11 protein-coding genes are annotated in these 13,991 nt (G+C 60.4%); 3 read left to right on the plus strand and 8 right to left on the minus strand.

Annotated features, from left to right (window positions below):
- The 3 genes from Q0908_RS00825 to Q0908_RS00835 are packed head-to-tail and all read right to left on the minus strand — an operon-like array spanning window position 1 to window position 4,027.
- The gene (locus Q0908_RS00825; RefSeq protein ID WP_299280515.1) at window positions 1-2,376 is read right to left on the minus strand and encodes a glycosyltransferase family 2 protein; all 2,376 of its coding nucleotides are present in this window, start codon (window positions 2,374-2,376) and stop codon (window positions 1-3) included.
- Window positions 2,373-3,002 (minus strand): hypothetical protein, encoded by a 630-nt coding sequence (locus tag Q0908_RS00830; RefSeq protein ID WP_299280517.1) that lies wholly within the window; start codon window positions 3,000-3,002, stop codon window positions 2,373-2,375. Before Q0908_RS00830 ends, Q0908_RS00825 begins: the two co-directional genes overlap by 4 nt.
- A complete protein-coding gene (locus tag Q0908_RS00835; protein ID WP_299280519.1) occupies window positions 2,999-4,027 on the minus strand; it encodes a glycosyltransferase family 2 protein in 1,029 nt (342 codons plus the stop codon). Before Q0908_RS00835 ends, Q0908_RS00830 begins: the two co-directional genes overlap by 4 nt.
- 180 nt (window positions 4,028-4,207) lie before the next feature.
- Here Q0908_RS00835 and Q0908_RS00840 point away from each other — a divergent pair, with 180 nt between their 5' ends.
- Genes Q0908_RS00840 through Q0908_RS00850 form a run of 3 tightly spaced genes read left to right on the plus strand, consistent with a single transcriptional unit; the run spans window position 4,208 to window position 6,912 of the window.
- Entirely contained in the window at window positions 4,208-5,116 is a 909-nt protein-coding gene (locus tag Q0908_RS00840; protein WP_299280521.1) for a MoxR family ATPase, read from the plus strand.
- A gap of 4 nt (window positions 5,117-5,120) precedes the next feature.
- The gene (locus Q0908_RS00845; RefSeq protein WP_299280523.1) at window positions 5,121-5,666 is read left to right on the plus strand and encodes a hypothetical protein; all 546 of its coding nucleotides are present in this window, start codon (window positions 5,121-5,123) and stop codon (window positions 5,664-5,666) included.
- Window positions 5,659-6,912, plus strand: a complete 1,254-nt coding sequence (locus Q0908_RS00850; RefSeq protein WP_299280525.1) for a VWA domain-containing protein — start codon at window positions 5,659-5,661, stop codon at window positions 6,910-6,912. Before Q0908_RS00845 ends, Q0908_RS00850 begins: the two co-directional genes overlap by 8 nt.
- 58 nt (window positions 6,913-6,970) lie before the next feature.
- On the opposite strand, the gene purL is transcribed toward Q0908_RS00850, so the two are convergent.
- From purL to Q0908_RS00875, 5 genes are all read right to left on the minus strand, one after another.
- Complete coding sequence (gene purL / locus Q0908_RS00855; RefSeq protein ID WP_299280527.1) at window positions 6,971-9,130, minus strand: phosphoribosylformylglycinamidine synthase subunit PurL; 2,160 nt, start codon at window positions 9,128-9,130, stop codon at window positions 6,971-6,973.
- A 128-nt stretch (window positions 9,131-9,258) separates the two neighbouring features.
- Window positions 9,259-9,660, minus strand: coding sequence for a hypothetical protein (locus Q0908_RS00860; RefSeq protein ID WP_299280530.1), 402 nt, complete (start codon window positions 9,658-9,660; stop codon window positions 9,259-9,261).
- Between the two features lie 191 nt (window positions 9,661-9,851).
- Complete coding sequence (locus Q0908_RS00865) at window positions 9,852-10,262, minus strand: hypothetical protein (RefSeq protein ID WP_299280532.1); 411 nt, start codon at window positions 10,260-10,262, stop codon at window positions 9,852-9,854.
- Between the two features lie 147 nt (window positions 10,263-10,409).
- Window positions 10,410-12,701 (minus strand): mechanosensitive ion channel family protein, encoded by a 2,292-nt coding sequence (locus Q0908_RS00870; RefSeq protein ID WP_299280534.1) that lies wholly within the window; start codon window positions 12,699-12,701, stop codon window positions 10,410-10,412.
- A gap of 260 nt (window positions 12,702-12,961) precedes the next feature.
- Window positions 12,962-13,867, minus strand: coding sequence for a LysR family transcriptional regulator (locus tag Q0908_RS00875; protein WP_299280536.1), 906 nt, complete (start codon window positions 13,865-13,867; stop codon window positions 12,962-12,964).
- Between the last annotated feature and the right edge of the window lie 124 nt (window positions 13,868-13,991).

Consider the following 13,991-nt stretch of genomic DNA (forward strand, 5'->3'; position numbering starts at 1 on the left):
TCAACTTTCCATGTCGAGGGCCAAAGCATAGGCCACGCGTTCGGTTTCCGTCAATTTGACCTTGAGGGCCTGTTCATACAGCTCTTTGAATTCGGGGTTCTTGTGCAACTCGTCGGCTTTGGCGCGGTGCCATTGCAAGCCCTTTTCGTGCCAGCCGCACAGTTCCTTGTCTTCCATCAAGATTTCGAACTCGGCGTGCAGGCGGGGCAGGTTGCGCTTGATTGTGATGTCGCGGAAATCGGACCAATCCATGCGGATCCAGTAGTTGATCCCGATGGAGCGATCCACGTGTAGGGCGCGGCCCCTCTGCCGCTTGATCAAAAAGGATTCGGCGGAGCGCAACGCGTAGTGATTGAGTTGCAGCAGATCATAACCAATTGACTTTTTCGAACTTCTCCATCCGTTTTCTGCCGCTTCTTTGGTCATATCCTTGCCGGAACCATTCACCCATCGCACTTTATCCTTTTTCTCGGGGACAAGTTTGTTGGGGCGGTGACAACTGATTTTTTCGTAGGCCCCGATGTTCTTGAACATGGTTTTGAACCCCCAGACCGTGTGCGGTTTGGGGCAGTATTTCGGGGCGCAGTGATCAAACTGGTCGATCACAAAGTCGTCCGCCAGATCGGTAACGCCGTTATGTCCGAACAGCCGCCATGTCATCGCAACATTCGTCGCATCCGGCACCGCATCAAAGAAATCCTGCAAGGTCCCGTTGCCGGTGCGCACGTTCATGAACTCGTCCACGTCGATGTGTATAATCCAGTCGGCATTCTTGATCAGCGGCTCTTTGAGCGACCGATTCAGCGCGTATTGCTGGGGTGAATTGCCCTTCCAGCCGTCATTGTTGCGATGCTGGACGACGCCCATCTGTTGCAATCGGTCGAGGATCTCGGTCGTCCCGTCCTCGCACCCGTTGGTGTAGATCAGGAAGTTATCGACGCCCATCGCGCGGTGATAGGCGACCCATTCGATGATGTAGGGGGCCTCGTTTTTCATGCAGCCAACGATGACATTCCCGGTCGAGCCTTTGGGCAGATCGCGGGGCGGGATTGGGGTGTAGGCCGCGGCCATCTCTTCTTCGTTCACCGCGCCGAGGCGATTGTGCGGCGCAAAGGACGATGTGCGCAGCTTTTCAAAGTTCTGCACGGCGAGCGGAGGCATGAGCGCACGCGCGCCGTCGCTGAGCCCGTCCGTCTTGGTGTCGGGGGCAACCTCGGCCCGCGCGGGCGAGGGGCTGGCATTGACACGGGCCAGATCAGCGGCCTTGGATTTGCGTTCTTCCTGCGTGGCCTTGTTGATCCGCCACATGAACCCAAGCAAATATTGCGAGGCGCGAAATCCTCGGATCGGGTCCGCCTCGACCCACGCGGCTTGTGCAGACGGGGCTTTGAACAGCGATTTGGGCAGTCCGTGCTTGGCCGTCAACGCCTTGTTTTCTTTTGCAAACGCCTTAGAGATCGCCGACAAGGTGCCGGGATCAATCGGATCACCGTCCACCTGAATTTCATGCACGAATGAGCGCCACAACTGACGCGGCAGGATCAGCTTCTCGCCCTCCAGCACACGCAGGATCAGCGCGTTCAACTGACGCCCCCGGGCCAGCCATGCGGCGGAAATCGGGGCAGGCGGTTCGTCAGCCGCAGCCTTGCCGATGGCGCTTTCAATCTGAAAGGCGGCGCGAATTTCGTCCGTGACGGTTTCGGCTGCAAATGCCGCTGCATCATAGGCCCGAAACGTCAGCGCACCGTCCCCGAACACGGCGTTCCAATGATCCTCAAGTGCGGTGTAATCCAGCCAGAACGCCGCTCCCTGGCTTTCGGCAAAAATCCCGGCCTGCGCGTTGATGGCAGGCGTTGCGGCCAGCGCTGCATCCCACCACCGACCGGCCCCGACAAGCGCAAGTTCCTGATCGAGTGACGTACCGCGCCCTTCGAATATCTGCTCGCCATAGTGGCGCGCCAGCAGGTGGGCAGGTTCATCAATGTGCGCGACAACGCGAATATCAGAGGACAGCGGCGCAAGCATGTCGCGCAGCCGTTCCAGTTCAGAGCGCGAGGCCAGCGAAACGCCCAGTTGCGATGCAGACAGGATCAGATGGTCGGGGGTGTGCTGCGCCACTTCCTTCGTCAGATCAGCGATCAGCGCCTCGCGCAGCACCTGCTGTTTGTCGCCCGTGATATAGCCCCGATTGTAGCGTAGCGGGTCGATATGCTCAGGGTCGGTGACGGCCATATAGAGGCGCGTGTGGTTCTTGTTACCGGGGCTGCGCGCGAACAGGATGCCCTTGGTGATCAACTGATCGCGTTTGGCCGCCAAGACGGATTGCAGCCGGTCCGCGCCCACCTGTTCAAGCCCGATGTGCAGGTGGATCTTCATCCCACGACCTCACTAAGTGTGTTCACGTTAAGCCTGCCCCACCAGGGCAGGTCAAAGCCCAGAAACGCACTGATCTGATCACGGGCATCCGGGGCAGCCACGTCATATTCAAAGAAATCCGGATCGTCGCGAAACAGTGCGCGCAGATGGGCGTAATGCGCCTCGATCCACTGGACGCGCTGCGCAGTCGTCTCGCCATAGCCTGCGGGCAGGCCCGGCGCATTTGTGGCGGGCAGGCGCGACGTACCCAGATCGGACCAGGCCAGCATGGATTGCGAGATCTTGAAGCTATCCCGGTTGGAGGCCAGAAATTTGACGCCGGGATGATGGACGCGAATGGCCTCGATCAGCCCATGATCCATCTGCGGCCAGAGCGAGCGGGAATGTTGCAGCACGCTCATCTCGCTCAGCGCTTCGAACCTGGGCAGGTAAGTGGCAGGATCGCCCGTCTCGTAATATCCGCGATAAAGCAGATCGGCGACGAATTGGCCGTGCAGGTCGGTGACCGGGGTCTGATGGGGCAATATCCTGTGATCCGCTGCATGCAGACCGCCACGGCGCAACGCCTTTGCCAATGTGGTAGTCCCGGTTTTGGGCAGGCCAAGATTGACGACCTTCAGTGTCATGCAGCCGGATCCATCAGACCCAAAGAGATCAACATCGCCTCTTCCTGCGGAGGCAGGGTCGAGGCGGCGCGCAGCTGCGCCTGCATCTCGCGGTAGCTGTCCTGCTGCAGCAATTCGTCCCGCTTGGCGATATGTGCTGTCACGCAAGCATCATGCAGGTCTTTGATATCCTTGTATTTCTTCAGCTCCGCCAGCGCCTTGTTCAGATCGGGCAGATAGCGTTGGATGCTGGTATCTTCCCAGGCGGGATCATTGCGCTCGCGCCAATAGGTATCGTCAAAGGCGCGGTTTTCGCGGTTCACATCGCCCCGGTCGTTCTTGACCAGATAGCTGTCGAGGCTGCGCAGCGCATAATGGTTCAACGTCGCATGGGCGCGCGCGCCATGTGCCGGAAATCGGCGGATGCGGCGCGGGTTAGCGGCCACCAGAAAGCGGTGCGGCACGCGGCGCGCGGACCCATCCGTCCACTCGGGCCGCTCTTTGCCCTTTTGAAACGGGCGATGGGCGCCGTAGTATTTCAAAGGAAAGTCGTGGCGCACCAGTGACTTGACCTCAATCGCGGCCTCACCGCACCACAGATCCGGGTTATGGGATCGGGTGAACTGGCCGATCACAGGGGCATCCTCGAACGCCTCGATCCCGTTATTGGCAAAGAACTGAAAGTTGATCGATATCGCCTGCGGATCGCCGCAAGCCTCGACAAGGGCAGGGATCGTGTGATCGCCCACATGGATGTTCAAAAACTCGTCCACATCCGCAATCCAGACCCAATCGGCCTGCATCACGATGTCCTGACGGCGCGCGTCCTTCAGCGCCTCCATCTGGTAATTCCGCCCCTCGGCGGGGTTGGGGAGGTGCTGGCAGATGCCCCGTGCGGCCAGCGCATCCAGCAGATCATCCGTCCCATCGCTGCAATCATTGGAGTAAAACAGATGGTCCGTCACACCGATCAACTGATTGAACGCAATCCATTCCAGCAGGAACGGCCCCTCGTTTTTCACACAGGTCACAGCTGTCACGCGCATGCGCAGTCCGCCTCGGTCATTGGGATCATGGCCCGCCGCCTCTCATGGGTCCGGGTGCGTTATGCCTCGGACCTCGTTTTCATCATCTTAACATCATGCCAGTTGCGGTGAATCCCGTCAACGACAGGGGGTTGACGCAGCCCCCCCACGGTGCAGTTTGGACACGCAAAGGGGAGCATCATGCCGCACACAGATACCATCGACGCCGTCCAGGAAATGCTGGGCGATCAGGGCTATGTCTGTGACCGCGCGCTCGGGACAGTTGTGTTCCTCAGCCTGTCGCTCGGGCGGCCCCTGTTTCTCGAGGGTGAGGCGGGCGTGGGCAAGACCGAAATCGCCAAGGCGCTGTCGGCGGGGCTTGGGCGGCGGCTGATCCGGTTGCAATGCTATGAGGGGCTTGATGCGTCCTCGGCCGTTTACGAGTGGAACTTTCCGGCCCAGATGGTCGCCATCCGCACAGCCGAGGCGGCAGGGGGCGCGGACCGCAAGGCGCTGCAAACGGAACTGTTTAGCGACGAGTACCTGATCGAACGGCCACTGCTGGATGCGATGCGCCCAGACAAAAACGGTGCGCCCGTCCTGCTGATCGACGAGTTGGACCGCACGGACGAGCCATTCGAGGCCTTCCTGCTCGAAGCGCTCAGCGATTTTCAGGTGACGATCCCAGAACTCGGCACGATTAAGGCGCCCGAGCCGCCCATCGTGATCCTCACCTCCAACCGCACGCGCGAGGTGCATGACGCGCTCAAACGGCGCTGCCTCTATCACTGGGTGGACTATCCCACATTCGACCGGGAACTCGAAATCCTGACCGCACAAGCCCCCGAGGCCGCCGAGACACTCAGCAAGGAAGTTGTCGCCTTCGTCCAGCGCCTGCGCACCGAGGATCTGTTCAAGAAACCGGGGGTGGCCGAAACCATCGACTGGGCCAAATGCCTGCTGGCGCTTGACGTGATCACGCTTAGCCCCGAGGTGATTGCCGACACGCTTGGCGCGATCCTGAAATACCAGGACGACATCCAGAAACTGCAGGGCTCCGAGGCCAAACGGCTGCTGGACGAGGCAAAAGCCAGCCTGGAACCGGCCTGACGCGATGACATGTGCACCTGTGATCCACATTGGCGGCTGGCCGGGCGCGGGCAAAAAGACCATTGGCCGGATCGTGGCCGAGCGATTGAATGGGCGACTGATCCATAACCACATCATGCTCGACGCGTCGCGGGCCATCTATGCGCGCAATACGCCCGAGAGCATTGCAATGCGCGAAGAGGTGCGGTCGCTTGTTCTGGCCCATGCGCGGCGCTTGCCTGAAGACGTGCCCATTGTTCTGACGGACGCATTGGCCGATGAACCGGCGGCCGGACCGTTGTTCCAGCCAACGCTGCAGCTTGCCAAAGATCGAAATGCACCGCTGCGGGCGTTCGTGTTGGATCTGACTGTCGAGGAAAACCAACGCCGGCTTTCAGATCCTGCGCGGTCGGGCGGACATAAGTTAACAGATGTCGATCTGCTGAAGGCTCTGCGCAGGCGAGACCGGTTATTTCTTCCTGACGACGCGGTTGTCATTGATGTGACGGACATGTCTGTGCATGCCGCAGCGGATCGGATTTGCGCGCATTTGGACCGCCCTGATGCCTGAATACGCCCCACTCAATCTCCCGGACGAGCCGAAACTTGCAGGCAACATCACTCATTTCGCGCGCGCCCTGCGCCGCGCGGGCATCCCCATTGGCCCGGGTCGGATCATCGACGCGATCCGCGCAGTGGAGGCGGCGGGGTTTACGCAAAAACGGGATTTCTACTGGACACTGCACGCCTGCTTTGTCTCAAAGCCCGAACAGCGCACGGTTTTTGCCCAGATATTCCGGCTCTACTGGCGCGATCCGCGATACCTTGAACACATGATGGCGGCGATGTTGCCTGCAGTGCGCGGCGTCCAGGAAGATCGCGGCGCGCACGCCGCCGAAAAACGCGCTGCCGAGGCGTTGCTGGACGGGGCAGGGGCCCTCGATGTCGATGAGCCCGAACAGGAAGACGGGACCGAGATCGAGGTCGACGCCTCGCTGACCATGTCTGCCGAGGAAAAGCTGAAGACGCTCGATTTCGAACAGATGAGCACGGCGGAAATGGCGCAGGCCAAGGCGATGCTGGCAAGGATGCGCCTGCCGGTGGACCCGGTCCCGACGCGGCGCAGCAAGGCGGCGGGCATGGGGCGCATCGACAGCGCCCGCACCTTGCGCGCGGCCATGCGACAGGGCGGAGAACTCCATGATCTCAAGTGGAAAACGCCGCGCGCGCGCTATCCAAATTTGGTGGTGCTGTGCGACATTTCCGGTTCGATGAGCCAGTATTCCCGCGCCGTCCTGCATTTTTTGCATGCCGTGAGCAATGCCAAGGGTGCGGGATGGGCGCGTGTGCATGCTTTCACCTTCGGCACGCGGCTGACCAACATCTCGCGCCACCTCGATCAGCGCGACGTGGACGCTGCCCTCAAGGCCGCAGGGGCCGAGGCACAGGATTGGGAAGGCGGCACGCGGATCGGGGTGTGTCTTGAGACCTTCAATCGCGACTGGTCGCGGCGCGTCATGGGGCAGGGGGCTGTTGTTCTTTTGATCACCGATGGGTTGGATCGGGACGACCCGGACGCCTTGGCCAAACAGATGGAGCGGCTGCACCTTTCTTCCCGCCGCCTGATCTGGATCAATCCTTTGTTGCGATGGGACGAATTCGCTCCGAAGGCGCGCGGTATTGCGGCGATGCTGCCACATGTGGACAGTTTCCGCGCGGGCCACTCGATAGCCTCACTGGAAGAGTTGGCCGCCGTGATCTCGAAACGCGACGACGTGGGCGACCGGGATCGCCTGTTGCGTCAGGTAGCGTCCTGACGGGCCGGGACCGGGACTGTTTTGGCGTGCGCCAAAAAGCGCCCGCCCACCAACCCTTTTAGGCGAAGGTCTCGCCAAAGCTACTGCGATAGATCGCGCTCAATTCGGCCAATTGCGCCCCGGATTGGCCGAACCATACGCTATCGGAGGTGAACTTGCCCACCGACTTGATCGGCACGTCCGCGCGCCCCGCCGCGATCATCAGCGCCTCGGCCTTATCGAAATTGCATGCCACCAAATAGCGGCCCTGATCCTCGCCAAACAGCGTGCCCATGTCGCTGCTATCAAGCCAGATGCCCACGCCCGCCGCCTCGGCCAATTCGAATGCGGCCAGCGCAAGGCCCCCATCCGACAGATCGGTACAGGCTGTGATGAACGCGCGGTTGTCGCGGATGAAATCGCCGTGGCGCTTTTCGAGGTCGAGATCCACCGCAGGCGCGTCCCCTTCGGCGCGCCCGAACACTTCGGCGAGCAGTGCGGATTGACCCAAATGTCCGCCGCATTCCCCGATCATCAGCGCCACATGCCCGTCGCGTACATCGCAGCCGATCATCTCATCATCCGAGGCCAAGAGCCCGACCGCCCCGATGGTGGGGGTCGGCAGGATACCCACCCCGTCGGTTTCGTTGTAGAGCGACACATTGCCCGACACGATCGGCATATCGAGCGCCGCGCAAGCCTGTCCGATCCCGTCGAGCGCGCCAACGAATTGGCCCATGATCTCCGGCTTTTCGGGATTGCCGAAATTGAGATTGTCGGTGGTCGCGAGGGGCTTTGCGCCCACAGCGGTGAGGTTGCGATAGGCCTCGGCCACCGCCTGCTTGCCGCCCATCACAGGGTTCGCTTTGACATAGCGCGGGGTCACATCTGACGTAAAAGCGAGCGATTTTTCCGTGCCGTGGACGCGTACGATGCCCGCGCCCATGCCCGGCGTGCGGGCGCTGTTGGCCATGACCATGGTGTCGTATTGCTCGTACACCCACTGTTTGGCGGCATAATTCGGGCTGGAAATCAGCGCGCGCAGCCCGTCGATCGGATCGACCGCCGGCACATCGCCAAGCGGCTCTGCGGCAGGGGTTGGCACCCACGGGCGGTCGTATTCCGGCGCTTCGGACGAGAGTTTGGACAGCGGCAGATCGGCCTTCACCTCGCCGCCATGCTCGATGATGAACCGATCCTCGGCGATGGTTTCGCCAACGATGGCGAAATCAAGGTCCCATTTGTCGAACACGGCCTTGGCTTCGGCCTCCAACTCGGGCTTAAGGACCATCAGCATCCGTTCTTGGGACTCCGACAGCATCATCTCATAGGCCGTCATCGCCGTTTCGCGGACCGGCACGGCGTCGAGGTTCAGCCGCACCCCGAGCCCGCCCTTGTCGCCCATTTCCACGGCGGAACAGGTGAGGCCCGCGGCCCCCATGTCCTGAATGGAGATCACCGCACCGGTTCGCATCAACTCCAGCGTGGCTTCCATAAGCCGCTTTTCCGTGAAGGGGTCGCCGACCTGCACGGTAGGCCGCTTTTCCTCGATGGTGTCGTCGAACTCGGCCGAGGCCATGGTGGCCCCGCCCACGCCATCCCGGCCTGTCTTGGCCCCCAGATAGACAACGGGCATGCCCACACCGGAGGCGGCGGAATAGAAAATCTTGTCCGCATCCGCGAGCCCGGCGGCGAAAGCGTTCACAAGGCAGTTGCCGTTGTAAGCCGGATCGAAACGGACCTCGCCCCCCACACATGGCACACCGAAGGCGTTGCCGTAGCCGCCGACACCTTCGACGACACCGTGCACAAGCTGGCGGGTCTTGGGGTGATCGGGCATCCCGAAGGACAGTGCATTCATCGCAGCGATGGGGCGCGCACCCATGGTGAAGACGTCACGCAGGATGCCACCCACGCCAGTCGCGGCGCCCTGATAGGGTTCGATATAGGAGGGGTGGTTGTGGCTTTCCATCTTGAAAACAACGGCTTGGCCGTCGCCGATATCCACAACGCCTGCGTTCTCACCGGGGCCGCAGATGACCTGCGGACCGGTGGTTGGCAGCTTTTTGAGGTGCAGTTTTGAGGACTTGTACGAACAGTGCTCGTTCCACATTGCCGAGAAGATGCCGAGTTCGGTGAAGGTCGGCGTGCGGCCCATGATTTCGAGGATGCGGGCATATTCATCCGGGCTGAGGCCGTGGCTCGCGATCAGGTCATCGGTGATCTGTGGTTCTTGCATGGTCTGTCCCCCGGCGGCGTTGGGCGCTCTTTAGAGCAGGTGACGCCGAGGGGGAAGAGGGCACGCGCGTGTTACGGTGTGGGAGGATCAGACCGGTGTTGGTTCGGTGATCAAGCGCGTTGCGTATGTCAGCGCGGGCTCAGCAGAATGACCTCAATCGGGGAACTGTCGTCGGTAAAGGACTTCTTGGCCTTGTTGCGTAGGCGCTGCTTGTCCGCGTCCAGCACCAGATCATTGCCGCGCAGGGTCAGCTGGTTGGTTAGGACGGTGATGATGATCTCTTTGCCGCCACTGGGAAAAAACACGCGCCCACCGCTTGAGCGCAGGAACATCCGCGTCCGCTCCTTGTCGATATTGATTCCGTTCGAAGTTCCGACAACGACGCCATCCGAGGACAGCACGCGCAAACCACTTTTGCCGTTGATCGCCTGCACCTCAGCAGGGCTAAGCTCTGCTTGCGCCTCGGCGGCGGCAAGGGAAAGCGCGAGGCTGATGGCGACAGATGTGGCAAAAGATTTCAAGGCTGGCATGGCGTCCTCCGGGGGCTGATGTGAAGGATACGGGGGATGCGGCGCGCCGGATGACATAGGGTCAACCTTTGTGCAGAAGCCCGCCAAGATGCCGTGTGGATCGCGGTTATTACCACAAGAAAGCGGGCCACCCCGATTTGGGGTGACCCGCCCGGTCCAGAGATCACATCCCTGAAAACTTCAATGCGGTCTTAGGACTCTGGAAAGTCGACCTTCACGGAACCACCTGTGGCACCACGCGCCTGGTAAAGTTCTTCCTGTGTCGCGGCCAACACGATCGCACCGTCAAACACGGCCACGTCGGCGGGAGCGATGGTCAGCTCCATCGTGTCGCCTTCAAACAGCAGATCCGCTTCCAGATCCACCATCACATAGGCGCGGCCTTCGTCGTTGACCTCAAAGGTCTCGATGGTGCCGATCAGAGTGCCATCTTCGCTGATGACCTGATCGCCCACGGTCTGCTCGATCACGGTGACCATGTCAGCCGAACCGGCCAGCGATTTGGCGGGGTCGAATGTGTAGGTCTCGGTGCTGGCCAGCAGAGGTGTCGCGGCCAATGCGATGGCTGTCGATGCGATCAGGGCAGTTTTGCGAATAGTCATGTTTGTCTCCTTTTCGTTTCTATGACTTCGGCGACACAACGGACCCAAGCCCTTATCGTTCCACGAAAAAGAGGGAAAAAAGGTAGAAAATATCTGCAACTTTCAGGCCCCGTTATAGTTAACGAGAGTCGCAGTCGAAAGCGTATTTCAGTCCCCGGGTTTTTCGGGTTTCGCCCGGTCTGCGGCCATCTCCTGGGCCGCTTGTGTGGCCGCAGCGGCGACCGTCTTTGTCTCGTCCTCGGTCAATTTGTGACCGTCTTCCAGACCCGGCAGGGCGACACGGACCTCGCGGCGGGCGAACTCAAGGCCGTTTTCCTCAAACGCTTTGTTCACACGATTGTAGATTTCCTTGCGCAGCACAAACTGAGTGCCGGGCTTGGCCATGAACTTGCCCCGGATCACGATGCCCACATCGTCAAACTCGAACACGCCCTGGCTTTTGAACGGTTGCAGGAAGTCGTCCTTGAACTGATCGAGCGCCATCATTTCCTGGCCAATCTTCTTGAACAGCTTGCGCACCTTTTCGGGGTCGGTGCCAAAAGGCACGGTAAAGCGCAGTTTCATGATCACCCAGTCACGCGAAAAGTTCGTGATTTTGGGGATTTCGCCATAGGGCAGGGTGTGAACGGGCCCCTTATGGTGGCGCAACTGCATGGAGCGGATCGAGATTTTCTCGACCGTGCCCATGGTACCATCAACCTCGACATATTCACCGGTGCGGAAGGCGTCATCGACCAGAAAGAAGATGCCAGACACCACATCCGTTACCAGTTTCTGTGCGCCAAAGCCGATGGCGAGGCCGACGATACCGGCACCGGCCAGCAGGGGTGTGGTGTCCACGCCGATATTGCTTAGCGCCAACAGAATGAACAGCACGACGATGGCGGCCTGCGACACCCCAAGGATCAACGGCAAAACCGTGGACAGACGCGAGCCGCCCGCGCCGCCGCCATCGCCGGTGTCCTCGGTGTCGGGGTCATAGCCTGCCGAGGTTTGCTCGGCTGCCAACTTGCGGTTGATGTAAAGCGAGACGAGTTCATAGATGACGTAGCCGATCGAGATGATCATCAGGAACTCAAGCACATTGGCGGCCAGCCGTTCGCCCACACCGGCCGAGGCCAGACTGCCCGGCGTCATCCCCCAGAACCGCCCGATCAGGATCAGAACGATGCCAAAGACCACCACGCGGCCCACCCGGATATAGGACCGTTTGGCCGCATAGTGGGCGCGTTCGGCGATAGGCCCCTCGCCGGTCATGGGCGGGGCCGCGTGTCGCACGATGGCGCGGATCGTCGTGTCCATCGCGGGGGCGAAAAACAGCAGGAACATGGTCTTGTAGTGGGGCGCATTGGCCAGCAGCTCGAAGTTGCCGTAGCTCACCACGATATTGACCACCCACCACGTGCCGATCGACACCACGATCGCGAAAATGGGGTAAATCCGCGCGATCTGCTCTTCGATGGGACTGACGTCGGCGTCTGCCCCACGCATCATCGTGACCAGTCCTTCGCGATAGCGCCAGATCACAAAGACCAGATAGGCGTGCACCGCAAAGTTCAGCCAGAACCCAAGCCGGGTTTCCCCCATCGGCACCCCGTTGGCTGCATTGAACGGCAACAGAACGAAACTGAGCCCGATCAGGAACACCAGCCAGAAGTTGTGAAACACCATCGCCTTGGCGGTTTGATCATCCGTATACACGATCCGGTAGGTCGGATTGTCCGGCGCCATCAGAAAGCGGACAAAGGCCATCGCCATACGTGGCAAACCGATCAGGAATGGACCGACAAGCATGATGAACGGATGATAGAACTGCGGCACCACGTAGACGGTGATCAGGTAGGCGGCGACGATAAAAACGCCCACTGCCACGATATTGCCCGTCAGGCGTGCACCCAACGCCCCCAGTTTCTGGCGCAGGGTCTGATCGGCAGGGGCAACCGGCGGCAGCACCAGCCATTTGCGCACAATGCGGCGAAACGCCAACTCGACCGCGAGCCCGCCAAAGGTTGCAAGGGCAAAGAACCCGAGCAGGCGCAGCAAGCCGTCCACACCTAGAAAATTCCCAAAGTTCGAAAAGGCGCGGGCCTGACTGCTGAACATCAAGGGCACCCGCTTGATCGCCTCTGTGATCGTCGCCACGGCACCTGTGGTGGCGTGATAGAAAAAGTCGTTCACATCCGCGTCGTCGGCCCCTTCCTCAACCGCTTGCGCGTTCAGCTGATCCAGCAGCAGACCGCGCACCTGTGCGTCCGACAATCGCGAGATCAGCGCATTGGCGGCCTCTTCGGTCAGCGGGTCGGGCAGGGCCGGGGTTGCGCTGTCCGCCGCGTGCGAGGTGGTCGAGAACAAAGATTGTGCGTGGGCAGGTGCCGCCGCAAGCACCAGCGTCGCCAGGATCAGGCACAGGGGCCCCATGAGTGCATATTTAATGGTCATGTGTCCCCCGCGCGCTGTTTGCGTCTTGTGGGCATAGCGTGCGTTTCTGGGCGGCGTGACGCAAGGGGAAGGCGCGAGCATTTCGACAAACGCGCAAAAAAAAGGCCGAGCGCTAAGCTCGGCCAAGTCCAACAGGGAGGTATGAAGATCGCGCCGAAGCGCCATGTCTCTTCACGGATCGAGTTAGGCCCGCCAATGCCCCCAATCAAGGCACTTTGTGAACTTCACATGACATGTCCGGCATGCACCATTTGCATAGCTCAGGCGTTTTCTTTTTCCCTCAACATCTTACGGTAGGCTACCAGCTCGTCCTGCACAAAGTCGCGGAAGGCGGCGATCCGCTTGGATTGCCGTAATTCTTCTGGATATGCCAGAAAAACGGGCACATCAGCAGACTCGATATCCGGCAGCACCTGCACGAGTCGCGCGTCGTTCAGGGCCACGTAGTCCGGCAAAATCCCAAGGCCCAGGTCCTGCAACACGGCCTGAAGCACCCCGAAGTAGTTGTTCACCGTCAACAGGCTGCGCACCTCATAGGTCAGCAAATGTTGCACCAAAGAAGAACTTGCCCCGACCTGCGCGGCCTTCACGCTTTGGCAGATCAGGCGATGATCGCGCAGGTCTTCCAGATCTTCGGGCACCCCGTTGGCATCGAGATAATTTTGTGTCGCAAAAAGCTGCATTTTGACGGTCATCAGTTTCTTGCGGACCAAGTCGGCCTGACTTGGCTCTTTCATGCGTATGGCCACGTCGGCCTCGCGCATCGGCAGGTCCAGCACCCGTTCCTCCAGCATCAGATCAACGCGCAGGTCGGGGTATTGGGCGTAGAGTTTCGCCAGCCGGGGGGCCAGCCACAGCGTGCCGAACCCGATGGTGGTGGTCACACGCAGATCGCCAAACACTTCCTCTTCGCTGTCGCGAATGCGCGCGCTGGCGGTGTCGAGCCGCTTGTTCATGGCCGTGGTCGCGTCAAACAGCAGCTCACCCTGTTCGGTCAGGATCAGCCCGCGTGCGTGCCGGTGAAACAGCGTCGCGTTCAGCGATTCCTCAAGCCCGCGGATCTGACGTGACACGGCCGACTGGCTGAGGTTCAGCTTGTCGCCCGCATGGGTCAGGCTGCCCGCGTCCGCAACCGCGTGAAAAATTCTGAGCTTGTCCCAATCCATATTCCGAACATCCGTAAAATTTGCCTGACACTACATCAATTGACGTAGTTTCACACCGCACGGGTAAGGGGAACATGAAGATAACAAAAATATGTGTATACAGGTCAGTCTTTGTGACCTATAT

This window comes from uncultured Tateyamaria sp., assembly GCF_947494755.1.
Classification (GTDB): domain Bacteria; phylum Pseudomonadota; class Alphaproteobacteria; order Rhodobacterales; family Rhodobacteraceae; genus Tateyamaria.

Excerpts from the sequence above, each read along its gene's own strand:
- Q0908_RS00825 (WP_299280515.1), bottom strand. The coding sequence starts at position 2,376 with ATGAAGATCCACCTGCACATCGGGCTTGAACAGGTGGGCGCGGACCGG.
- Q0908_RS00830 (WP_299280517.1), bottom strand. The coding sequence starts at position 3,002 with ATGACACTGAAGGTCGTCAATCTTGGCCTGCCCAAAACCGGGACTACC.
- Q0908_RS00835 (WP_299280519.1), bottom strand. The coding sequence starts at position 4,027 with ATGCGCGTGACAGCTGTGACCTGTGTGAAAAACGAGGGGCCGTTCCTG.
- Q0908_RS00840 (WP_299280521.1), top strand. The coding sequence starts at position 4,208 with ATGCCGCACACAGATACCATCGACGCCGTCCAGGAAATGCTGGGCGAT.
- Q0908_RS00845 (WP_299280523.1), top strand. The coding sequence starts at position 5,121 with ATGACATGTGCACCTGTGATCCACATTGGCGGCTGGCCGGGCGCGGGC.
- Q0908_RS00850 (WP_299280525.1), top strand. The coding sequence starts at position 5,659 with ATGCCTGAATACGCCCCACTCAATCTCCCGGACGAGCCGAAACTTGCA.
- purL (WP_299280527.1), bottom strand. The coding sequence starts at position 9,130 with ATGCAAGAACCACAGATCACCGATGACCTGATCGCGAGCCACGGCCTC.
- Q0908_RS00860 (WP_299280530.1), bottom strand. The coding sequence starts at position 9,660 with ATGCCAGCCTTGAAATCTTTTGCCACATCTGTCGCCATCAGCCTCGCG.
- Q0908_RS00865 (WP_299280532.1), bottom strand. The coding sequence starts at position 10,262 with ATGACTATTCGCAAAACTGCCCTGATCGCATCGACAGCCATCGCATTG.
- Q0908_RS00870 (WP_299280534.1), bottom strand. The coding sequence starts at position 12,701 with ATGACCATTAAATATGCACTCATGGGGCCCCTGTGCCTGATCCTGGCG.
- Q0908_RS00875 (WP_299280536.1), bottom strand. The coding sequence starts at position 13,867 with ATGGATTGGGACAAGCTCAGAATTTTTCACGCGGTTGCGGACGCGGGC.